The 20,711-nt window shown below is 57.5% G+C and carries 21 protein-coding genes; 13 read left to right on the forward strand and 8 right to left on the reverse strand.

Translation table 11 applies throughout. The features are described 5' to 3' along the window. Positions 1 to 45: 45 nt before the first annotated feature. The 6 genes from xthA to V5P19_RS07875 all read left to right on the forward strand — a co-directional run bounded on the left by xthA (position 46) and on the right by V5P19_RS07875 (position 6,224). Positions 46 to 852: an exodeoxyribonuclease III gene (gene xthA, locus V5P19_RS07850; RefSeq protein ID WP_334401853.1), complete on the forward strand. Its 807-nt coding sequence runs from the start codon at positions 46 to 48 to the stop codon at positions 850 to 852. Between the two features lie 6 nt (positions 853 to 858). Next, positions 859 to 1,542 (forward strand): TVP38/TMEM64 family protein, encoded by a 684-nt coding sequence (locus V5P19_RS07855; protein ID WP_334401855.1) that lies wholly within the window; start codon positions 859 to 861, stop codon positions 1,540 to 1,542. A gap of 15 nt (positions 1,543 to 1,557) precedes the next feature. After that, positions 1,558 to 2,718 (forward strand): ABC transporter substrate-binding protein, encoded by a 1,161-nt coding sequence (locus V5P19_RS07860; protein ID WP_334402721.1) that lies wholly within the window; start codon positions 1,558 to 1,560, stop codon positions 2,716 to 2,718. After that, the gene (locus V5P19_RS07865; RefSeq protein WP_334401857.1) at positions 2,691 to 4,226 is read left to right on the forward strand and encodes a thiamine ABC transporter permease; all 1,536 of its coding nucleotides are present in this window, start codon (positions 2,691 to 2,693) and stop codon (positions 4,224 to 4,226) included. The genes V5P19_RS07860 and V5P19_RS07865 overlap by 28 nt, the downstream gene beginning before the upstream one ends. Continuing rightward, positions 4,226 to 4,846 carry an ATP-binding cassette domain-containing protein gene (locus tag V5P19_RS07870; RefSeq protein ID WP_334401859.1) on the forward strand — a complete coding sequence of 207 codons (621 nt, stop codon included), beginning with the start codon at positions 4,226 to 4,228 and terminating at the stop codon, positions 4,844 to 4,846. The genes V5P19_RS07865 and V5P19_RS07870 overlap by 1 nt, the downstream gene beginning before the upstream one ends. A gap of 73 nt (positions 4,847 to 4,919) precedes the next feature. Continuing rightward, positions 4,920 to 6,224: a rhodanese-like domain-containing protein gene (locus tag V5P19_RS07875; protein WP_334401861.1), complete on the forward strand. Its 1,305-nt coding sequence runs from the start codon at positions 4,920 to 4,922 to the stop codon at positions 6,222 to 6,224. Here V5P19_RS07875 and V5P19_RS07880 read toward each other — a convergent pair. Together V5P19_RS07880 and V5P19_RS07885 are read right to left on the reverse strand one after the other, a co-directional pair. Then, positions 6,221 to 6,838, reverse strand: a complete 618-nt coding sequence (locus tag V5P19_RS07880; protein ID WP_334401862.1) for a CDP-alcohol phosphatidyltransferase family protein — start codon at positions 6,836 to 6,838, stop codon at positions 6,221 to 6,223. The two genes, V5P19_RS07875 and V5P19_RS07880, sit on opposite strands and share 4 nt — an antisense overlap. Beyond that, a complete protein-coding gene (locus V5P19_RS07885) occupies positions 6,831 to 7,400 on the reverse strand; it encodes a carboxymuconolactone decarboxylase family protein (protein ID WP_334401864.1) in 570 nt (189 codons plus the stop codon). The genes V5P19_RS07880 and V5P19_RS07885 overlap by 8 nt, the downstream gene beginning before the upstream one ends. A 75-nt stretch (positions 7,401 to 7,475) precedes the next feature. Here V5P19_RS07885 and V5P19_RS07890 point away from each other — a divergent pair, with 75 nt between their 5' ends. Next, complete coding sequence (locus V5P19_RS07890; RefSeq protein WP_334401866.1) at positions 7,476 to 7,877, forward strand: pyrimidine (deoxy)nucleoside triphosphate diphosphatase; 402 nt, start codon at positions 7,476 to 7,478, stop codon at positions 7,875 to 7,877. Here the strand turns inward: V5P19_RS07890 and V5P19_RS07895 are convergent. Then, positions 7,852 to 8,124, reverse strand: a complete 273-nt coding sequence (locus tag V5P19_RS07895; RefSeq protein WP_334401868.1) for a YnjH family protein — start codon at positions 8,122 to 8,124, stop codon at positions 7,852 to 7,854. The two genes, V5P19_RS07890 and V5P19_RS07895, sit on opposite strands and share 26 nt — an antisense overlap. A 227-nt stretch (positions 8,125 to 8,351) precedes the next feature. Between V5P19_RS07895 and gdhA the strand changes: the two genes are divergently transcribed. Further along, positions 8,352 to 9,695 carry an NADP-specific glutamate dehydrogenase gene (gene gdhA / locus V5P19_RS07900; RefSeq protein WP_334401870.1) on the forward strand — a complete coding sequence of 448 codons (1,344 nt, stop codon included), beginning with the start codon at positions 8,352 to 8,354 and terminating at the stop codon, positions 9,693 to 9,695. 48 nt (positions 9,696 to 9,743) lie between these two features. On the opposite strand, the gene V5P19_RS07905 is transcribed toward gdhA, so the two are convergent. From V5P19_RS07905 to V5P19_RS07915, 3 genes are all read right to left on the reverse strand, one after another. Next, a complete protein-coding gene (locus V5P19_RS07905) occupies positions 9,744 to 11,651 on the reverse strand; it encodes a DNA topoisomerase III (RefSeq protein WP_334401871.1) in 1,908 nt (635 codons plus the stop codon). Between the two features lie 4 nt (positions 11,652 to 11,655). Then, positions 11,656 to 12,699, reverse strand: a complete 1,044-nt coding sequence (gene selD, locus V5P19_RS07910; RefSeq protein WP_334401872.1) for a selenide, water dikinase SelD — start codon at positions 12,697 to 12,699, stop codon at positions 11,656 to 11,658. Between the two features lie 116 nt (positions 12,700 to 12,815). Then, positions 12,816 to 13,367: an NAD(P)H nitroreductase gene (locus V5P19_RS07915; protein ID WP_334401873.1), complete on the reverse strand. Its 552-nt coding sequence runs from the start codon at positions 13,365 to 13,367 to the stop codon at positions 12,816 to 12,818. Between the two features lie 167 nt (positions 13,368 to 13,534). Between V5P19_RS07915 and sppA the strand changes: the two genes are divergently transcribed. From sppA to V5P19_RS07935, 4 genes are all read left to right on the forward strand, one after another. Continuing rightward, positions 13,535 to 15,391, forward strand: a complete 1,857-nt coding sequence (gene sppA, locus V5P19_RS07920) for a signal peptide peptidase SppA (protein ID WP_334401875.1) — start codon at positions 13,535 to 13,537, stop codon at positions 15,389 to 15,391. 61 nt (positions 15,392 to 15,452) lie between these two features. Continuing rightward, complete coding sequence (gene ansA / locus V5P19_RS07925) at positions 15,453 to 16,469, forward strand: asparaginase (RefSeq protein WP_334401877.1); 1,017 nt, start codon at positions 15,453 to 15,455, stop codon at positions 16,467 to 16,469. Positions 16,470 to 16,478: 9 nt separating this feature from the next. Next, a complete protein-coding gene (gene pncA / locus V5P19_RS07930; protein ID WP_334401879.1) occupies positions 16,479 to 17,120 on the forward strand; it encodes a bifunctional nicotinamidase/pyrazinamidase in 642 nt (213 codons plus the stop codon). A 157-nt stretch (positions 17,121 to 17,277) separates the two neighbouring features. Further along, positions 17,278 to 18,537: a glycoside hydrolase family 18 protein gene (locus V5P19_RS07935; protein ID WP_334401883.1), complete on the forward strand. Its 1,260-nt coding sequence runs from the start codon at positions 17,278 to 17,280 to the stop codon at positions 18,535 to 18,537. Between the two features lie 46 nt (positions 18,538 to 18,583). Here V5P19_RS07935 and V5P19_RS07940 read toward each other — a convergent pair whose 3' ends face one another. Both V5P19_RS07940 and msrB read right to left on the reverse strand, forming a co-directional pair. Then, positions 18,584 to 18,862 carry a YeaC family protein gene (locus V5P19_RS07940; protein WP_334401885.1) on the reverse strand — a complete coding sequence of 93 codons (279 nt, stop codon included), beginning with the start codon at positions 18,860 to 18,862 and terminating at the stop codon, positions 18,584 to 18,586. A gap of 41 nt (positions 18,863 to 18,903) precedes the next feature. Beyond that, complete coding sequence (gene msrB, locus V5P19_RS07945; protein ID WP_334401887.1) at positions 18,904 to 19,317, reverse strand: peptide-methionine (R)-S-oxide reductase MsrB; 414 nt, start codon at positions 19,315 to 19,317, stop codon at positions 18,904 to 18,906. A 341-nt stretch (positions 19,318 to 19,658) separates the two neighbouring features. On the opposite strand from msrB, the gene gapA reads away from it, so the two are divergent. Next, a complete protein-coding gene (gene gapA, locus V5P19_RS07950; protein WP_032617687.1) occupies positions 19,659 to 20,654 on the forward strand; it encodes a glyceraldehyde-3-phosphate dehydrogenase in 996 nt (331 codons plus the stop codon). The last annotated feature ends 57 nt before the right edge of the window (positions 20,655 to 20,711 follow it).

Below are 20,711 nucleotides of genomic sequence, written 5' to 3' on the forward strand. Positions count from 1 at the left end.
TTCTGCTACCATCCATGCACTATTCACCTTGCATTGGCAGCGACTATGAAATTTGTCTCTTTTAATATCAACGGCCTGCGCGCCCGCCCTCACCAGCTTGAAGCTATCGTTGAGCAACATCAGCCGGATGTCATCGGCCTGCAGGAGACAAAAGTCCACGACGATATGTTCCCTCTCGAAGAGGTGGCAAAGCTCGGTTACAACGTTTTTTATCACGGACAAAAAGGTCACTACGGCGTGGCGCTGCTGACCAAAGAGACACCGATCGCCGTGCGCCGCGGCTTCCCGGGTGACGATGAAGAAGCCCAGCGCCGCATCATCATGGCCGAGCTCCCTTCCCCGTTGGGCAATATCACCGTGATCAATGGTTACTTTCCGCAGGGTGAAAGCCGCGACCACCCGACCAAATTCCCGGCAAAAGCGAAGTTTTATCAGGACCTGCAGAACTACCTGACCACCGAGCTGAAAAAAGACAATCCGGTGCTGATCATGGGTGATGTGAATATCAGCCCAACCGATCTGGATATTGGCATTGGCGAAGACAGCCGCAAGCGCTGGCTGCGCACCGGTAAATGTTCCTTCCTGCCGGAAGAGCGCGAGTGGATGCAGCGTCTGCTGGACTGGGGCCTGGTGGATACCTTCCGCGCGGCGAATCCCGACACGCAGGATCGTTTCTCGTGGTTTGACTACCGTTCAAAGGGTTTTGACGACAACCGCGGCCTGCGTATCGACCTGCTGCTGGCTAGCGCACCGCTGGCAGAGCGCTGCATTGAGACCGGTATTGATTACGACATCCGCAGTATGGAAAAACCGTCAGACCACGCGCCGGTGTGGGCTAAGTTCACGCTGTAATTCGGTGTGAACGGACAAAAAACGATCTTCCTGTGCGCCCTTCTGGGCGCATTTGCGCTGGCATTCTTTTTTTTACCGCCCGGTGCACTTTCTCTCGACGCCGTAAAAACGCATCAGCAGGCGCTAGTGGCTTATGTGGAACACCATCCCCTGCAAAGTGCGGTTTACTATTTTGCCCTTTACGCGGCGGTCTCCGCCCTCTCGATACCGGGTGCGGCGATCCTCACCCTGCTGGGCGGCGCGCTTTTTAGCCCGTGGCTGGGGATACTGTTAGTCTCATTTGCCTCGACCCTCGGCGCCACGCTGGCGATGCTGACCAGCCGATATTTTCTTCGCGCCTGGATCCAACGGCGTTTTGCCCCGCAGATGCGTACCGTCAATCGCGGTATGGCGCGAGACGGCGCGCGCTATCTTTTTGCCCTCCGCCTGATGCCGCTGTTCCCCTTTTTTCTGGTCAATGTGCTCATGGGGCTAACCCGTATTGATGCGCGTCGCTACTGGTGGGTGAGCCAGCTTGCCATGCTGCCCGCGACAGTTATTTTCCTGAATGCCGGGCGGGAGCTGGGTAAATTAACCTCGCTTCGCGATATTTTGTCGCCGGGCGTGCTCTTCGCCTTTACACTATTGGGGTTATTACCGCTGGTGACTCGCTGGCTGTTTTCCCGTTACACCTCTTCTGTTAAAAAGTGAGGCATTATGCGCCGTGTGCGTTTTTGCGCGTTTCTGAGCGGTCTGCTGTTAATCGCGCCCGCAATGGCAGCCGAGCGCTGGCAATCCATCCAACAACATGCCAAAGGCCAGACCGTCTGGCTTAACGCCTGGGGCGGCGATCGGGCCGTGAACGATTACCTCGACTGGGTCAGCGGCGAGATGAAAACGCACTACGCCATTAACCTTAAAATCGTTCACCTGGCCGACGCAGCCGATGCGGTGAAGCGTATCCAGACCGAATATGCGGCAGGACGCAGCAGCAACGGCTCGGTCGATTTACTGTGGGTGAACGGGGAAAACTTCCGCACGCTGAAGGAGGCGAATCTGCTGCAAACCGGCTGGGCACAAATGCTGCCAAACTGGCGGTACGTCGATACCCGCAAGCCGGTCGCGGAAGATTTCGCTCTCCCGACCGAGGGCGCAGAGTCCCCGTGGGGCGGCGCTCAACTCACCTTTATTGCCCGTAAAGGCCGCCTCGCGAAACCGCTGGAGGACCCAAAGGCGCTGCTGGCCTGGGCGCAACAGCACCCGGGAAAAATGAGCTATCCGCGCCCGCCCGACTTTACCGGCACGGCGTTTCTGGAACAACTGCTCCTGACGCTAACGACCCAGCCTGACGCCCTGAAAAAAGCGCCCGATGAAACCTTCGCGCAGGTGACAGCCCCGCTGTGGAAATACCTCGATTCACTCCATCCGCTGCTGTGGCGGGAAGGGAAAGACTTTCCTCCCTCTCCGGCGCGGATGGACACCCTGCTGGCCAGCGGCAGCCTGGACCTGTCGCTGACGTTTAACCCCGCGCACGCGCGGCAAAAAGTGGCCAGCGGGGAACTGCCTGCTGACGCCTACAGCTATGGGTTCCAGAAGGGCATGCTCGGGAACGTTCACTTTGTTGCGATCCCCGCAAACGCCAGCGCGAGTGCGGGTGCGAAGATGGTTGCCAATTTCCTGCTTTCGCCGCAGGCGCAAATCCGTAAAGCTGACCCTGCGGTCTGGGGCGATCCCAGCGTGCTGGATGCCAGCACGCTGCCCGCCGATGAAGCTCAACAGCTTCGCAAGCATACCCCTGACGGGTTACCCGCTGTACTGCCAGAACCCCACGCAGCCTGGGTGACCGCGCTGGAGCAGGAATGGCTTCGTCGCTACGGCACCCGCTGAGCTGGGCGATCTGGCTGGCAATGGCGGTTATTTATCTACCGCTACTCCCGGCCGGCGCGATGCTGGCGGGACCGGCACTGTCGTGGACGAACTGGCAGTGGCTGCTTAACGATCCGCAGCTGCCCCAGGCGCTGATTGCAACGCTGGTGTCCACGTTGATTGCCACGCTGGGCGCGCTGTTTATCACCCTCGGCTTCGTCACCCTGCTGTGGCCCGGCGAGCGCTGGCGCCGTCTCTGTACCCATTTACCCTGGCTGCTGGCCGTTCCCCATGTTGCGTTCGCCACCAGCGCGTTACTGACGTTTGCTGAAGGCGGCCTGTTTTATCAGGTATGCTCCTTTTGCTCTCCGCAGCTCGACCGCTACGGCGTCGGGTTGGGGCTGACGCTCGCCGTCAAAGAGAGCGCCTTCGTGCTGTGGGCAATTTACGCCGTGTTGCCTGAAGCACGCCTGGCGCAGCAGAGCGTGGTGCTCCAGACGCTCGGCTACGGACGGCTTCAACGGCTGTGCTGGCTGGTACTGCCCGCGATTGCGCCCGCGCTGGGTGCGGTCATGCTGGCAGTTCTGGCCTGGTCGCTGTCTGTTGTTGATGTCGCCATTATTCTCGGCCCGGGAAATCCCCCCACGCTGGCGGTGCTTGCCTGGCAGTGGCTCAGCCAGGGCGACGAACAGCAGCAGGCGCAAGGGACGTTGCTGTGTTTGCTCTTGCTCCTGCTGATGGCCCTGCTGGGGGCACTGGGGTATGGAATTTGGCGGTGCTGGCGGCGGTCCTTGCCCGATCTGTCTGGTGTCCGGCGCAGCATGTCCCTTCCGCTGCCTGCATGCCCGCTCTCCCTGTTGCTCCCAGCCTGCGGGGGCATCTGCGCCGGGGTGCTGCTTTTTTTGGCACAAGAAAGTCATGTTGCCATGGCGCCCGTCACCACCAGCCTCACGCTGGGTCTGCTCTCCAGCCTGCTGGCGCTGGTGCTGATTATTATCTGGCTGGAGTGGGGGCCACCGCGCGGTGGGCAATGGGTCTGGCTTCCGCTGGCACTCCCTGCCCTGCCGTTAGTGTCTGGTCAGTACGTTGTCGCCTTACGGCTGGGTATTGACGGGCATTTTGCCGCCGTGCTCTGGAGCCATCTGCTCTGGGTGTTGCCGTGGATGTTACTGGTATTACAGCCCGCATGGCGCAGGATTGATCCGCGCCTTATTCTGACCGCGAGAACGCTGGGCTGGGGTCGCGTGAGAATAGTTTGGCTACTGAAATGCCCGCTGCTGGTACGCCCTGCGCTATTGGCCTTCGCCACCGGTTTTTCGGTGAGCATGGCTCAGTATATGCCGACGCTCTGGCTCGGCGCGGGACGGTTTGCCACGCTGACCACCGAGGCCGTTGCGCTCAGCAGCGGCGGCAGTATTCCGCAACTGGCCAACCGGGCGCTGGGATTACTGCTGGTAACGGGCATCGTTTTTGCGATCGCCGCCCTGCTCTCCCGCCTTGCAGGCCGCTACCGACAAGGATTACGTTAATGCTGGAAGTCAAAAACCTCACCGTTGAACCGCTTTTCCACGGGCTGAATTTCCGCGTATCGCGCGGGGAGATACTGACGCTCATGGGCCCGTCCGGTAGCGGGAAGTCGACACTCTTTTCCTGGATGGTCGGCGCGCTGTCCGCAGACTTTCAGGCGCGCGGCGAACTGTGGCTGGGCGACCGTCGCTGCGATACCCTTCCCGTTGAAAAGCGCGGACTGGGCATTTTGTTCCAGGATGCGCTGCTGTTTGACCATTTCAGCGTGGGGCAAAATTTGCTGCTGGCGCTTCCGGCCAGCATCACCGGGCCTGCACGTCGTGATGCCGTGCTGCAGGCGTTGGGTTCGGCCGGGATGGCCACCCGCTACGCCAGCGATCCTGCTACGCTTTCCGGTGGTGAACGTGCCCGCGTGAGTCTGCTGCGCGCCCTGCTTGCAGAGCCACAGGCGTTATTGCTGGACGAACCCTTCAGCCACCTTGATAAAACGCTGCGGAGCACCTTCCGGGCGTGGGTATTCGATACCGTCCGCGCCCGTCATATTCCGGTGGTGCTGGTTACGCATGACGAAGACGACATTCCCGCGGGCGGAAAGGTGATTGCGTTTTCTCATGGGCAATAATGTGCTAACGCAATGTTTTCTGTTTCGGGAGAGACGACAATGCCCCCCTCTTTTATCCACGTCAGGCTTTTCGATGAAACGTGTTTCTCAACTGACCGCGCTGGCCCTATTTTGCGGCCTCGCCTCATCGTCCATGGCGGCTGATATGCCGCACTCGCTCACGCTGGCGCAGCTACAGGCGCAGCAGGGTGCGGTGATTGATACCCGCATCAGCGCGTTTTATAACGGCTGGCCGCAAACGCTGAGCGCCCCCTCCGGGCATGAACCTGCCGCACTGAACCTTTCAGCCTCCTGGCTTGGCGCAATGCGCGACGACCAGCTCAGCGGTTGGGCAAAGCAGCATCATCTGACGCCCGCCACGGCTATCGCCCTTTACGGCAGCGAGGCTGATAGCCAGGCGGTCAAAGCCCGTCTTGAAAAAGCGGGATTCACCCATGTTTCGCGTCTCAGCGATGCCCTGCAGGCACCTGACCGTCTGCAGCGCCTGCCGCACTTTGAACAACTTGTTTATCCCCAGTGGATCCATCAGCTACAGCACGGCAAACAGGTTAACGCCGCACCGTCTGGCGACTGGAAGGTCATTGAAGCTGGCTGGGGGGCGCCGAAGTTCTATCTGCTAAACCATATCCCCGGCGCGGGCTACATCGATACCAACGAAGTGGAAAGCGAACCGCTGTGGAATAAAGTCGCTGACAACGCGCTGAAAGCGATGCTGGCGAAGCATGGGATACGTCACGACACTACCGTGATTCTGTATGGCCGAGATGTCTATGCTGCCGCGCGCGTTGCCCAGATCATGCTCTACGCGGGGGTGAAAGACGTGCGCATTCTCGATGGCGGCTGGAAAAGCTGGTCTGATGCCAGCCTGCCGGTCGAACGCGGCACGCCTGCGAAGGTGACGCCTGCCGCTGACTTTGGCGCACCGATCCCAGGGCAGCCGCAGCTCATGGTTGATATGGAACAGGCCCGCGGCATGCTTCATCGCCAGGATGCTTCGCTGGTTAGCATTCGCTCATGGCCAGAGTTTATCGGTGACACCAGCGGCTACAGCTACATTAAACCAAAAGGGGAAATTGCCGGTGCCCGCTGGGGTCACGCCGGCAGCGACGCCACCCATATGGAAGATTTTCATAATCCGGATGGCACCATGCGCAGCGCGGATGACATCGCCGCAATGTGGAAAACCTGGAATATCCTGCCGGAGCAGCACGTCGCGTTCTACTGCGGTACCGGCTGGCGGGCGTCTGAAACCTTTATGTATGCCAGAGCGATGGGCTGGAAAAACGTCGCCGTCTATGACGGCGGCTGGTACGAATGGAGCAGCCATCCGCAAAACCCGATCACTCGCGGCGCGCGTGGGCCAGAGCGTTCACGCTAGCGGGTAAGTGACTGCAGCGTCACATAGCCGCTCCAGATGCGCGTTGTGGTGGTCAGCCAGCACAACGCGCCGAATACCCACGCAAACGGCGCGAAGTACGCCGGAAACAGGCAGCACAGGACAAACAGGGCAATCGTCTCCGTTCCTTCCGTTAACCCACCGATATAGTAAAACGACTTGTGCGCATAGCCTGGGTTGTCGATATCGTGTTTCGCCGCCAGCGCGGCAAAGGCCAGAAAGCTGCTGCCGGTACCGATAAACGCGAACAACAGCCAGGCGGCGGCCAGCGCATTTTCGGCGGGAGCCGCGAGCGCAAAGCCAAAAGGCACCAGCGCGTAGAACAGAAAATCGAGCGCGATATCAAGAAATCCCCCGGCATCACTCAGCCCTCTTCGGCGCGCCAGCGCGCCGTCCAGCCCATCCAGCACGCGATTGAGCACGATGGCGAGCAGCGCCGCGGGATACCAGCCTAGCGCCAGAAACGGCAGAGCCAGCACGCCGATGGCAAACCCAGTGAGCGTCAGTCCGTCGGGCGAAATGCCCGGTTTATCCAGCATCACGGCCAGGCGATTGAGCGCAGGCTTTACGCGTGGATGCAGATGTCGGTCAAGCATGTGGATCCTCTTTAAAGGTGGCGCACAGCCCCTGCGCCGGAATGTCCAGCGCAGCGTTAAAACGGGCGGAAAGATTCTGGAAAGCGATTAACGCCGTCATTTCGGTAATGGCTTCATCGGTGAAATGCCGCTTAATCTCGTTTTTTAGCGCTTCCTCCACCTGAGGTGGCGTCGCGGTCACGGCCTCGGCATAGGCGAGCGCAACGCGCTCCTCCTCGCTGAACAGGTCGGATTCCTGCCAGACGGCGACGGCCTGAACCTTATCCAGGGCGCCAGCGCGCTGGGCAAGGCGTAGGCTATTGGCATCGATACAGAATGCACAGTGGCATATCTGCGATACCCGCGTCATCAGCAGCGCGCGGAGCACCGGGTTCAGGCGCGCCTTGCGACGTTCCAGAAAACCGACAAACAGCGCCACCAGCCAGAAAAGAGGCGGCATGCGCCCCCACCAGCGGGTGGGGTTCAGCACCGTGCCAAAATGTTTTTTCTGCATGGCGGCAATCGGTTTTAGGCTCGCGGGAAGGTTTTTTATGGGGGCAACCCAGGTGGATGTCTCTTTCACCTGATTCTCCTGATAGCTGGACTCCTGGAAAGGACACGATAATATGTTGTTTTTTACTCTCAATTATTGACGACCATGCTGAAAACACTCGATGTCGTAGCCGCCATCATCGAAAAAGATGACAAGATTTTACTGGCTCAGCGCCCTGCTCATGCCGACCAGCCTGGAATGTGGGAATTTGCGGGCGGCAAAGTTGAAGCGGGAGAAACGCAGCCCGACGCGCTCATCCGCGAACTGCGTGAAGAGCTCGGCATTGAGGCGCAGCCCGCGCGGTACGTGGCAAGCCACCAGCGCGAAGTGTCGCAGCGGCTCATTACTTTGCACGCCTGGCACGTTCCCGCGTTTAGCGGAGACGTGACGGCGCACTACCACAGCGGGCTGGTATGGTGTGCGCCCGAGGAGGCCTACGCGTACGATTTAGCCCCGGCAGATATTCCCCTGCTGGATGCCTTTATTCTTTTACGCGACGCCAAATAAGCGGGTTCGTGCTGATGGTGCGTTCGTCGCGCTGACACTGCAGTAAAACACCGTCTGCTTTTACCACGGCACCTTCCGAGTAGTTCTGATCCTGATAGATACAGCACTGATTGCACGGCTGCGCGCGCTGGCCGCCGGAGCTAAAAACGTCCGGCGGCACATTCACTTCCACGTCCGGGCGAATGCGGTCAGCCTGCGCGCCTGCCGTAAAGATCATACATAGCGCGGTTAACACATAGCGGTTCATAGACTTACCTTTCTGTTATCTCCTGATAATGACTATAACGGTTAACCGACGCAGAACCTTTAATTTATCTCGCTATCGTTTTTCGTTATGACCCGAGCCGGGTCATTAATTTCCCTTTCGGCATAAATTTCTGCTTGCCTCACAAAGCAGTGCGGGTGGTATAGTCGAAAAAACAACACAAATCGCATAAGTCATATACAACATTATTATAAGAGGTTCTTATATCTATGGATCAGACACGCTCTCTGGAAAGTTTCCTTGCCTATGTTCAGCAGCGCGACCCGCACCAAAGCGAGTTCGCTCAGGCCGTCCGTGAAGTCATGACCACCCTGTGGCCCTTCCTTGAAGAAAACCCGCGCTATCGTCAGATGTCTCTGCTTGAGCGCCTGGTAGAGCCAGAGCGCGTGATCCAGTTCCGCGTGGCGTGGGTGGACGACCGCAATCAGGTGCAAGTTAACCGGGCGTGGCGCGTGCAGTTTAACTCGGCCATCGGCCCGTTTAAGGGCGGTATGCGCTTCCACCCTTCCGTAAACCTCTCGATCCTGAAATTCCTCGGCTTTGAGCAGACCTTTAAAAACGCGCTGACCACCCTGCCTATGGGCGGCGGCAAAGGCGGCAGCGATTTTGACCCGAAAGGCAAAAGCGAGGGCGAAGTGATGCGCTTCTGCCAGGCGCTGGTTACCGAACTGTATCGTCATCTTGGCCCCGATACCGACGTTCCGGCCGGTGATATCGGCGTGGGCGGGCGTGAAGTGGGCTTTATGGCCGGGATGATGAAAAAGCTCTCCAACAACAGCGCCTGCGTGTTCACCGGTAAAGGGCTGTCGTTCGGCGGGAGTCTGATTCGCCCGGAAGCCACCGGCTACGGTCTGGTCTACTTCACCGAAGCGATGCTTAAGCGTCATGGGCTGGGCTTCGAAGGAATGCGCGTGGCGGTCTCTGGATCCGGCAACGTGGCGCAGTACGCTATCGAAAAAGCGATGCAGTTTGGTGCCCGCGTGGTGACGGCCTCTGACTCCAGCGGTACCGTAGTGGATGAAGCCGGTTTCACCGCCGAAAAGCTGGCTCGCCTGTGTGAAATCAAAGCCAGCCGAGACGGGCGCGTGGCGGACTATGCCCGCGAGTTTGGTCTGACATATCTTGAAGGGAAACAGCCGTGGGGCGTGCCGGTGGATATCGCCCTGCCGTGCGCGACGCAGAACGAACTCGACGTGGAGGCCGCACGTACGCTGATTGCTAACGGCGTGAAGGCCGTCGCAGAAGGCGCCAACATGCCGACCACCATTGAAGCCACGGATCGGTTCCTGGAAGCCGGCGTGCTGTTTGCACCGGGTAAAGCTGCGAATGCGGGCGGTGTGGCAACGTCAGGCCTTGAGATGGCGCAAAACGCCGCGCGTCTTGGCTGGAAAGCCGAGAAAGTCGATGCCCGCCTGCACCACATCATGCTGGATATTCACCACGCCTGCGTGGAGTACGGCGGCGATGCCTCACAAACCAACTACGTGCGCGGTGCGAATATCGCCGGGTTCGTGAAGGTGGCAGATGCGATGATTGGGCAGGGTGTGATTTAAGGTTGTCATCGTGCCCTCTCCGTATGGGAGAGGGCAAAATCGGGGGTATCAGGCCGCGCTTTTCTTCTTTTTGAATGGCTTCTTCGCACCGCCCCCCGGTGCAACCATCCCTCTGAACTGCTTCACCGGCGTGCTTCGTGCCTGGTTTATCAGCTCATAAAGCGTCCCGACCAGCGGCTGCATAAAGTCCTGATAGCGGCACTGCTTTTCGCTGATTTGCGTTAGCACCGACTCCCAGTGCGCGGTCATATCCGGCCTTGCCGCCAGCTCCGGCAGCGAGTGGATTAGCGCCCGGCCCGGATCGCTGGAGTGGATATAGCGCCCTTTTTTCACCAGGAAACCGCGCTTAAACAGCAGTTCGATGATACCCGCTCGCGTCGCTTCCGTACCCAGGCCGTCGGTCGCACGGAGGATCTTTTTCAGATCTTTGTCCTGCACAAAACGCGCGATCCCGGTCATCGCCGAAAGTAACGTCGCGTCAGTAAAATGGCGCGGAGGCTGAGTCTGACGCTCCACCACTTCGCCCTTCTCGCACAGCAGTTCGTCGTCTTTAGCAACCACCGGCAGCGGCGTGCCGTCATTCTCTTCGTCGCGTTCTTTGTTGCCAAGCAGCGTGCGCCACCCCGCTTCCGCCAGGAAACGCGCTTTGGCGACAAATTTTCCTTTGGCGATCTCCAGTTCGATCACGCATTTACGGAACACCGCATCCGGGCAGAACTGCATCAGGTACTGACGCGCAACCAGGTTATACACCTTCGCTTCGTTTTCGGTCAGATTCACGTTGCTGGCGCGCGCCGTCGGGATAATCGCATGGTGAGCATCCACCTTTTTATCGTCCCAGCAGCGGTTGCGGGTATCCGGGTTCACGACCGGCTGCGGCAGCAGATCGGGCGCGTGGACGCCGATAGCGTTCATCACCGAATGACGTCCGGCAAAATGCTCTTCCGGCAGATAGCGGCTGTCAGAACGCGGATAGGTGATCAGCTTGTGGGTTTCATAGAGCTTCTGGCAGATATCCAGCACGTTTTGCGCGCTCAACCCAAACTTTTTGGCGGCCTCAATCTGCAGCGCAGAGAGGGAAAACGGCAGCGGCGCAGGTTCTGATTCCCGTTTATCGTTATAGCTGGTGACAATCGCGGGCTGCCCGGTAATGCGGTTAACCACGTGATCCGCCAACGGACGGTGGAGCAGACGCCCCTCTTCATCCTGATACGATTCACAGGCGTCGCTCGGCTGCCAGACGGCAGTAAAGCGCTCGTCTTTCGGGGTAACGATATGGGCTTTCACTTCAAAGAAATCTTTGGCGACGAAGTTTTCAATCTCTTCGTCACGACGCACGACCAGCCCCAGCACCGGCGTTTGTACACGGCCGACGGAGAGCACGCCCTGATACCCCGCGTTGCGCCCAAGAATGGTGTAGGCGCGGGTCATGTTGATGCCGTACAGCCAGTCCGCGCGAGCGCGGGCCAGCGCGGAAACGCACAGTGGGATAAACTCGCTGTTTGAACGCAGACGCGTAATCGCACGCTCTACCGCCTGCGGGTTAAGGTCGTTAATCAGGCAGCGCTGTACCTGCTGGCGCTTTTCCGGCGCCAGCTCCAGGTAATCCAGCACCTCGTCCACCAGCAGCTGTCCTTCCCTGTCCGGGTCACCCGCGTGGATAACTTCAGACGCGTCATGCAGAAAGCGTTTAATCACGTTCAGCTGCTTGGTAACGGATGGCCGAGGCTGCAACCGCCATTTTTCCGGCACAATCGGCAGATCGTTCAGGTTCCAGCGGGCGTAGCGGCTGTCGTACACGTCCGGCTGCGCCTGCTCAAGCAGGTGACCGATACACCAGGTCACCACCTGCCCGTTACCACATTCGATAAAGCCGTCGCCTTTGCGATGCGGTTTAGGTAGCACATCGGCGATGGCGCGGGCCAGGCTCGGCTTTTCGGCAATAAACAACCGCATCGAATTAACGGATCTCAATCATCGGACGACCGCCGCGGGCACTGACCAGCTCGCCGATGGCCGTCAGGGTAATGCCGAATTCAGCGGCCGTCGCCTGAACGTCCTCTTCTGACTCTGGCGTGACCGCCAGCAGCAGGCCACCGGAGGTTTGCGGATCGCACAGCAGGTTGCGCCACGCTTCCGGCATTTCGCCCATCAGGTGGCCATAGCTGGCGAAGTTACGCTGCGTCCCACCCGGGACGGCGCCCTGCGCAATATACTCTTCCACGCCCGGCAGTTTGGGCACGTCCTGATACCAGACCTGCGCCTGCACGCCAGCGCCCTGACACACTTCGCTCAGATGACCGAGCAGACCAAAACCGGTCACGTCAGTCATGGCTTTGACACCCTCAATATTGGCAAAGGCTGCACCTGCCAGGTTCATCTGGCACATGACGTCCGTCGCCAGGCCTTTGTGCTCAGGCTTCAGCAGAGATTTTTTCTCCGCCGTGGTCAATACGCCAATGCCCAGCGGCTTGGTGAGGAACAGCTTGCAGCCCGCCTGCGCGGTGCTGTTGCGCTTCACGCGCTCGGTAGGCACTACGCCAGTGACGGCCAGACCAAAGATCGGCTCAGGCGCATCGATAGAGTGACCACCGGCCAGGGCAATCCCGGCCTGCTGGCAGGCAAAGCGTCCGCCTTCAATCACCTCGCGGGCAATTTCGGGCGCAAGGGTGTTGATCGGCCAGCCCAGGATGGCGATCGCCATGATCGGTTTGCCGCCCATCGCGAAGATATCGCTGATGGCGTTGGTGGCCGCAATACGCCCGAAATCAAACGGGTTATCGACAATCGGCATAAAGAAGTCAGTGGTGCTGATAATGCTGGTGCCGTTACCTAAGTCATAAACCGCTGCATCGTCACGCGTTTCGTTACCGACAAGCAGGTTCGGGTCGACAAACTTCGCCTGTTCACTGTGCAGGATGGTTTCCAGCACTTTTGGGGAAATTTTACAACCGCAACCGGCTCCGTGGCTGTACTGCGTTAAACGAATGGTTTGCTCGCTCATGGACGTCTCCTGTCATCTCAATCGCGCTATGGTAGCGCTCATTCCATAAAGAGGTAAGTATGACTGTCTGAATTCTGCGGCAGTTGCTCAGAATCCAGACAGTTTAGCGCGGGTAATCAGAAACGGCTGACGAAAGGCGTGGTGTCCGGCACGTTAATAGTGCTGGAGGCTTTAAGCTGAGGGGTGCCAAGATAAAGGAAGCCGACTATTTTATCGTGCTCTTCGCAGGAGAAGCCGTCGCGAACCGCCGGGCTTTCGGTTAACGGACCGGTGCGCCAGATGCCGTTGAAGCCCTGCGCGACCGCAGCCATTTGCATCGCCATCACTGCACAGCCAGCGGACATCTCCTGTTCCCAAACCGGGACTTTGTGATCCGCCTGGCATTTCGCTACCACGGCGATAATCATCGGTGCACGGAACGGTGCGCTACGGGCTTTCTCAATGCCTTTTTCATCCTGCCCGGCAGCCATCGCCCCTTTTTCCAATAGCGCGCTGAAGCGATCGCGCCCTTCACCTTCGATAACAAAGAAGTGCCATGGCTGAAGCGTGCCATGATCCGGTGCACGCAGTCCAGCACGCAGAACGTTTTCCAGCTGCTCGCCCGCGGGCGCGGGTTCGGCCAGGCGTGAAGCGCTACGACGGTTAACGAGCAGTTCAAGTGCGTCCATTGGTTAACTCCTGTCTTGAAATTTACTCACAAAATTAACACGGCAGCAGATTTTGTTACAGCCTGGCAGGCGATTCCTGCTGACAAGTCGCGGTTGGGTCATTACGATAGCCCAACATTGCCGTCTCGTGGCGACGGAAACAGTCATTTTCTGGTTAGGGAGAATACATGCGAACCCTTTGGCGAATCTTTGCCGGTTTCTTTAAATGGACGTGGCGACTGCTCAACTTCGTCCGCAACCTGGTGATGAATATCTTCTTCATCTTCCTGGTCCTGGTGTGCGCGGGCATCTGGATGCACATCAGCAGTGCAAACCAGGCACAGCACTCTACGCGCGGCGCGCTATTGCTCGATATCACTGGCGTGATAGTTGATAAGCCGTCCACCAGCAGCCGCCTGAGCGTGATTGGTCGCCAGCTGTTTGGCGCAACCTCAGACCGCCTGCAGGAAAACTCTCTGTTCGATATTGTCGATACCATCCGTCAGGCGAAAGACGACCGTAACATCACCGGTATCGTGCTGGATCTCAAAGATTTTGCCGGGGGCGATCAGCCTTCAATGCAGTACGTGGGTAAAGCGCTGCGCGAGTTCCGCGACAGCGGCAAACCCGTCATTGCCGTGGGCGATAGCTACAGCCAGGGTCAGTATTATCTGGCGAGCTTTGCCAACAAAATCTGGCTGTCTCCACAGGGCACCGTGGATCTGCACGGTTTCGCCACCAATGGCCTGTATTACAAATCCCTGCTCGACAAGCTGAAAGTCAGCACTCACGTGTTCCGCGTGGGTACCTATAAATCCGCCGTCGAACCGTTCATTCGTGACGATATGTCCCCTGCCGCCCGTGAAGCGGACAGCCGCTGGATTGGCGAGCTGTGGCAGAACTATCTGGGAACCGTGGCCGCTAACCGTCAAACCACAGCCGAGCAGATCTTCCCGGGCGCTCGCGGCGTGCTGGACGGCCTGCGAAAAGTGGATGGCGACACGGCAAAATATGCGCTCGATAACAAGCTGGTCGATGCACTGGGTACCAGCGCTGATATCGAAAAATCGCTCAGCAAACAGTTTGGCTGGAGCAAAGAAGATAAAAATTACAGCGCCATCAGCATGTACGATTACACGACTAAAAAGCCGGATGACAGCGGTGATAGCGTCGCCGTGGTCTTTGCCAATGGTGCCATCATGGACGGCCAGGAAACCCCGGGTAACGTCGGCGGTGATACGACCGCATCGCAAATCCGTGATGCCCGTCTTGATCCGAAGGTGAAGGCAATCGTCCTGCGCGTTAACAGCCCGGGCGGCAGCGTTAGCGCCTCCGAAGTGATCCGCGCTGAGCTGGCCGCTGCGCGAGCGGCGGGCAAGCCCGTCGTGGTATCGATGGGTGGAATGGCGGCCTCAGGCGGCTACTGGATCTCCACGCCTGCGAACTACATTGTCGCCAACCCAAGCACGCTGACTGGCTCCATCGGGATCTTCGGGGTCATCAACACCGTTGAGAACAGCCTGGATTATCTGGGCGTGCATACCGATGGCGTGGCGACCTCGCCGCTGGCGGATGTGTCGATCACAAAATCTCTGCCGCCGGAAGTGTCCGAGATGATGCAGCTCAGCATTGAGAACGGCTACAAGCGCTTTATCACGCTGGTTGCCGACTCGCGTAAAAAGACGCCTCAGCAGATCGATGAGATTGCTCAGGGCCACGTCTGGACCGGGCAGGACGCGAAGAACAATGGCCTGGTAGACAGCCTGGGCGACTTTGATGACGCGGTGAAGAAAGCAGCAGAACTGGCGAAGCTTAAGCAGTGGCACGTCGAGTATTACCAGGATGAACCGTCGTTCTTCGATATGGTCATCGACAGCATGTCCGGCTCGGTTCGCGCCATGTTACCGGATGCGCTGCAGGCGTATCTGCCTGCCCCTGTCGCCACCGCCGCAAAAGCGATGAAAGCGGAAAGCGACAAGCTTGCAGCCTTTAACGACCCACAAAGTCGCTATGCGTTCTGCCTGACCTGCGCAAACGTTCGTTAAACCCCGTCCCCTCTTCGCATGAAGAGGGGATTTTTCTTTTGAATAACAAGAACTCTCTACCATGCAGAAGAAATCAATTTATGTGGCGTATACCGGCGGTACGATCGGTATGCAGCGCTCTGAAAATGGCTATATCCCTGTTTCCGGTCACCTGCAGCGTCAGCTTGCCCTGATGCCTGAATTCCACCGTCCGGAAATGCCTGACTTTACCATTCACGAATATGAGCCGCTGATGGACTCCTCCGACATGACGCCGGAAGACTGGCAGCATATCGCGGATGACATTAAAGCCCATTACGACCAGTATGATGGCTTCGTGATCCTGCACGGCACCGACACGATGGCGTTTACCGCCTCGGCGCTCTCCTTCATGCTGGAAAACCTGAGCAAGCCTGTTATCGTCACCGGCTCGCAGATCCCCCTGGCGGAACTGCGCTCAGACGGGCAGATCAACCTGCTCAACTCACTGTACGTGGCGGCCAATTACCCGATTAATGAAGTGTCGCTATTCTTCAACAATCGTCTGTATCGCGGTAACCGTACCACCAAAGCGCACGCCGATGGTTTTGATGCTTTTGCCTCCCCTAACCTGCAGCCGCTGCTTGAAGCGGGAATTCATATTCGTCGCCTGGGAACGCCCCCTGCGCCGAACACCGCGGGCGAGCTGATTGTGCATCCGATCACCCCACAGCCGATTGGCGTGGTGACGATTTACCCGGGGATCTCTGCGGATGTGGTGCGCAACTTCCTGCGCCAGCCGGTGAAAGCGCTGATTCTGCGCTCCTATGGCGTGGGCAACGCGCCGCAGAATGGAGAGTTCCTGAAGGAGCTGCAGGAAGCGAGCGCGCGCGGCATTGTGGTGGTCAACCTGACCCAGTGCATGTCAGGCAAGGTCAATATGGGCGGCTATGCCACCGGTAACGCGCTGGCGCATGCGGGTGTGATTAGCGGCTTCGATATGACCGTTGAGGCGACGCTGACTAAACTTCACTATCTACTCAGCCAGGATCTGGACATCCAGTCCATTCGCAGCGCCATGATGCAAAACCTGCGCGGCGAACTGACCCCAGACGAATAAGGAGGCCTCATGACGCATCGCGCCCTGTTACTGGTCGATTTGCAAAATGATTTCTGCGCAGGCGGCGCGCTGGCCGTCGCTGAAGGTGACAGCACGGTTGACGTGGCGAATACGCTGATCGACTGGTGTAAAGCACGCGACGAGGCGATTGTTGCTAGCCAGGACTGGCACCCGGCGAACCACGGCAGTTTTGCCAGCCAGCACGGCGTTGAGCCCTACAGCCAGGGGGAACTTGACGGGCTGGCGCAAACCTTCTGGCCCGATCACTGCGTGCAGCAAACGGAGGGTGCAGAGCTGCATCCGCTGCTGAATCAAAAGGCCATCGATGCCGTATTCCATAAAGGAGAAAACCCGGCTATCGATAGCTATAGCGCGTTCTTTGACAACGGGCATCGGCAGAAAACGGCGCTGGATGCGTGGCTTCGTCACCACGAGGTTACCGCGCTGATTGTGCTGGGCCTGGCAACGGACTACTGCGTGAAGTTTACGGTGCTGGATGCGATCCAGTTGGGCTACACCGTGAGCGTTATCACCAACGGTTGTCGCGGGGTTAACATTCAGCCGCATGACAGCGCGCAGGCGTTTATGGATATGGCCGCAGAAGGCGCGACGCTGTATACGCTGGATGACTGGCTGGAGACCCATGCGTAGTTTTTAAGCCGGGTGGCGGGTTTGCCCCCGGCAATCTCCCATAAAGTGAACTTCCTCGCATCGCAAGCGAAACGGCAATGCTATTCTCTTCTGGCTGTTTTTTCGCCACGCCTTTTCCGTGGCGTGGTTATTTTGTATTAGTCAAAGAGGAACTCGTATGAAACGTTTGCCATTGTTGGCAGCATTACCCTTGCTTTGCGCGTCACTCGCCTCCGCCAATACCCTGATGTCTGTGGGCTACTTTAACGGTGGCGGTGATGTCACTGCCGGACCGGGTGGCGACATCAATAAGCTTGACGTTCGCCAGATTACCCATCTGAATTACTCGTTTGGTCTGGTCTATAACGACGAGAAAGACGAAACCCACGCCGCGCTGAAAGATCCGGCGAAACGGCATCAAATCTGGCTGTCGCCAAAGGTCGCCGCCGACCTCGCGTTAATCCCAGTCCTGCGTAAGCAAAACCCAAATCTTAAGGTGCTGCTCTCCGTTGGCGGCTGGGGGGCGCGCGGCTTCTCGGGTGCGGCGGCCACCAAAGCGACGCGCGCGATATTCATTCGCTCGGCCCAAGAGATTGTCGAGAAATACGCGCTGGACGGGATCGATCTCGACTGGGAGTATCCGGTGAACGGTGCGTGGGGGCTGGTGGCAAGTACTCCTGCCGATCGCGACAACTTCACCGCGCTGTTAAAAGAGATGCGCGACGCCTTCGGGCAGAAAAAGCTGGTCACCATTGCGGTAGGCGCCAATGCGGAAAGTCCGAAAAGCTGGGTGGACGTGAAGGCGATTGCCCCACTGCTCGACTACATCAACCTGATGACCTACGACATGGCGTACGGCACCCAATATTTTAATGCCAACCTGTATGACTCCCGCGACTGGCCGACGGTCGCAGCAGCCGATAAATACAGCGTCGATTTTGTGGTGAATAACTATCTGGCTGCGGGGCTGAAGCCTCAGCAGATGAACCTCGGGATAGGTTTCTATGGCCGCGTGCCGAAGCGTGCCGTAGAGCCGGGTATCGACTGGACAAAACCGGATGCGCAAAAGAATCCGGTTACGCAGCCCTATTTTGGTCCACGTGAAATCGGCCTGTTTACATCGCTGGGCTATGACCTGACCAAAGACACCTACGTGAAGTATAACGATATCGTAAAAAAGCTGTTGAACGACCCGCAGAAGCGCTTTACCGAGCACTGGGACGATCGGGCGAAGGTGCCGTGGCTTTCCTTGAAGGGCGCAGACGGTAAGGCGCTGTTTGCCATCTCTTACGAGAACCCACGTTCCGTGGCAATCAAAGCGGATTACATCAAGGCGAAAGGCCTTGCCGGGGCGATGTTCTGGGAGTACGGTGCGGATGACAATAACCAGTTAGCGAAGCAGCTGGCGGAGTCGCTTGGGATCCAGCACAAGCCGTAATGTTATCATGCCCTCTCCCTGTGGGTGAGGGCATTGACCTGCACGATTACTGTATTTTCAACGTCGCAATAGGCTTCGGCGTAATGCCAAAATCTTCTTTCAGTTCGCGCTTGCTCTTCATGACCATCTGCCCCCGGGTGTCGATGGTCATGTGCTGTGCATCCGTGTTGTTGCGTGCCTGCCACAGCATCACCAGCTGCAGGCTGTTCTCTTTCTGCTCTGGGGTGAGCGCTACGCCATCGGGCCATTTCCCCAGTTCAACAGCCGTCACCAGGCGCTGATAAACTTCCGGTGTCATACCGCCGATCATGTCATCAATATTCATGATGCCTCCCTAACAAAGGAATAATTTGCTGAATCGTTTTTTCAACCTTTGGTCTGGTCACCGTTTTCATCATCGCTGAAGCTCAGCGACGCTGAATTCACGCAAAAACGCTCTCCCGTCGGCTGAGGGCCATCCGGGAAGACATGACCGAGGTGGGCATCACAGCTTCCGCAGCGTATTTCGGTGCGGACCATGCCGTGAGAGGAGTCGGTCAGATAGCGGATAGCATCATCGCTCACCGGCTCGTAAAAGCTCGGCCAGCCGCAGCCGGAATCGTACTTGGTTTGCGAATTAAACAGCGGGGCATCGCACACCAGACAGTGATACACGCCGTCTCGCTTATTGTGCAGTAAACGCCCGGTAAATGGCGGTTCAGTCCCGTGATTCTGCGTCACGTAAAACTGCATTTCGGTCAGGTTTTTTTTCAAATCATCAGGGTTACGTTGGTTCGACATATGCTTACATCTCGCTGTAGAAACAGACATCTTTTAAGCCGGATTCTAACAAAACATTAACACCAACGCGTGCACTTTTGTTCTAAACTTATGTGTCGCAAAAAGGCGGTCAGGCAATTGTGACCTTTATCACACTTTTATCCTGAGAGGCCTTTAAAATTCCGGCCGCAGCCCCCATGTGGTTGCTAGCTCAAAGGGAAAGTGAGGCGAGTCAGTCGCACAAACGTTAGTCACAGGATTGATTTGTCGCAATGATTGACACGATTCCGCTTGACGCTGCGTAAGGTTTTTGTAATTTTACAGGCAACCTTTTATTCACTAACAAATAGCTGGTGGAATATATGACTATCAAAGTAGGTATCAACGGTTTTGGCCGTATCGGCCGTATTGTTTTCCGTGCTGCTCAGGAACGTTCTGACATCGAAATCGTTGGTATCAACGATCTGTTGGACGCTGAATACATGGCGTACATGCTGAAGTACGACTCAACTCACGGTCGTTTCAACGGCACCGTTGAAGTGAAAGACGGCCACCTGGTTGTTAACGGCAAAACCATCCGCGTTACTGCTGAAAAAGATCCAGCTAACCTAAAATGGAACGAAATCGGTGTTGACGTAGTCGCTGAAGCTACCGGTATCTTCCTGACCGACGAAACCGCGCGTAAACACATCACCGCAGGTGCGAAGAAAGTTGTTCTGACTGGTCCATCCAAAGACAACACGCCTATGTTCGTTAAAGGCGCTAACTTCGAAAAATACGCTGGCCAGGACATCGTTTCCAACGCATCCTGCACCACCAACTGCCTGGCTCCACTGGCTAAAGTTATCAACGACAACTTCGGTATCGTTGAAGGCCTGATGACCACCGTTCACGCAACTACCGCTACTCAGAAAACCGTTGATGGCCCGTCTCACAAAGACTGGCGCGGCGGCCGTGGCGCAGCTCAGAACATCATCCCATCTTCTACCGGTGCTGCTAAAGCAGTAGGCGTTGTACTGCCAGAGCTGAACGGTAAACTGACTGGTATGGCGTTCCGCGTTCCAACCCCTAACGTATCCGTTGTTGACCTGACCGTTCGTCTGGAAAAAGCTGCTTCTTATGAAGAAATTAAGAAAGCAATCAAAGCTGCTTCCGAAGGCGCAATGAAAGGCGTTCTGGGTTACACCGAAGACGACGTTGTATCTACCGACTTCAACGGCGAAGTGTGCACTTCCGTGTTCGATGCTAAAGCGGGTATCGCACTGAACGACAACTTCGTTAAACTGGTTTCCTGGTACGATAACGAAACCGGCTACTCTAACAAAGTACTGGACTTGATCGCTCACATCTCCAAATAAGTTGAGATGAGAATCTGATCCAAAAAGGCGACCTCGGTCGCCTTTTTTATTGCTTCA

Origin of the sequence: Enterobacter sp. UNJFSC 003 (genome assembly GCF_036903355.1) — a bacterium.
In the GTDB taxonomy this organism is placed as follows: domain Bacteria; phylum Pseudomonadota; class Gammaproteobacteria; order Enterobacterales; family Enterobacteriaceae; genus Enterobacter.

Excerpts from the sequence above, each read along its gene's own strand:
- xthA (WP_334401853.1), top strand. The coding sequence starts at position 46 with ATGAAATTTGTCTCTTTTAATATCAACGGCCTGCGCGCCCGCCCTCAC.
- V5P19_RS07865 (WP_334401857.1), top strand. The coding sequence starts at position 2,691 with ATGGCTTCGTCGCTACGGCACCCGCTGAGCTGGGCGATCTGGCTGGCA.
- V5P19_RS07870 (WP_334401859.1), top strand. The coding sequence starts at position 4,226 with ATGCTGGAAGTCAAAAACCTCACCGTTGAACCGCTTTTCCACGGGCTG.
- V5P19_RS07875 (WP_334401861.1), top strand. The coding sequence starts at position 4,920 with ATGAAACGTGTTTCTCAACTGACCGCGCTGGCCCTATTTTGCGGCCTC.
- V5P19_RS07880 (WP_334401862.1), bottom strand. The coding sequence starts at position 6,838 with ATGCTTGACCGACATCTGCATCCACGCGTAAAGCCTGCGCTCAATCGC.
- V5P19_RS07890 (WP_334401866.1), top strand. The coding sequence starts at position 7,476 with ATGCTGAAAACACTCGATGTCGTAGCCGCCATCATCGAAAAAGATGAC.
- V5P19_RS07895 (WP_334401868.1), bottom strand. The coding sequence starts at position 8,124 with ATGAACCGCTATGTGTTAACCGCGCTATGTATGATCTTTACGGCAGGC.
- gdhA (WP_334401870.1), top strand. The coding sequence starts at position 8,352 with ATGGATCAGACACGCTCTCTGGAAAGTTTCCTTGCCTATGTTCAGCAG.
- V5P19_RS07905 (WP_334401871.1), bottom strand. The coding sequence starts at position 11,651 with ATGCGGTTGTTTATTGCCGAAAAGCCGAGCCTGGCCCGCGCCATCGCC.
- selD (WP_334401872.1), bottom strand. The coding sequence starts at position 12,699 with ATGAGCGAGCAAACCATTCGTTTAACGCAGTACAGCCACGGAGCCGGT.
- V5P19_RS07915 (WP_334401873.1), bottom strand. The coding sequence starts at position 13,367 with ATGGACGCACTTGAACTGCTCGTTAACCGTCGTAGCGCTTCACGCCTG.
- sppA (WP_334401875.1), top strand. The coding sequence starts at position 13,535 with ATGCGAACCCTTTGGCGAATCTTTGCCGGTTTCTTTAAATGGACGTGG.
- ansA (WP_334401877.1), top strand. The coding sequence starts at position 15,453 with ATGCAGAAGAAATCAATTTATGTGGCGTATACCGGCGGTACGATCGGT.
- pncA (WP_334401879.1), top strand. The coding sequence starts at position 16,479 with ATGACGCATCGCGCCCTGTTACTGGTCGATTTGCAAAATGATTTCTGC.
- V5P19_RS07935 (WP_334401883.1), top strand. The coding sequence starts at position 17,278 with ATGAAACGTTTGCCATTGTTGGCAGCATTACCCTTGCTTTGCGCGTCA.
- V5P19_RS07940 (WP_334401885.1), bottom strand. The coding sequence starts at position 18,862 with ATGAATATTGATGACATGATCGGCGGTATGACACCGGAAGTTTATCAG.
- msrB (WP_334401887.1), bottom strand. The coding sequence starts at position 19,317 with ATGTCGAACCAACGTAACCCTGATGATTTGAAAAAAAACCTGACCGAA.
- gapA (WP_032617687.1), top strand. The coding sequence starts at position 19,659 with ATGACTATCAAAGTAGGTATCAACGGTTTTGGCCGTATCGGCCGTATT.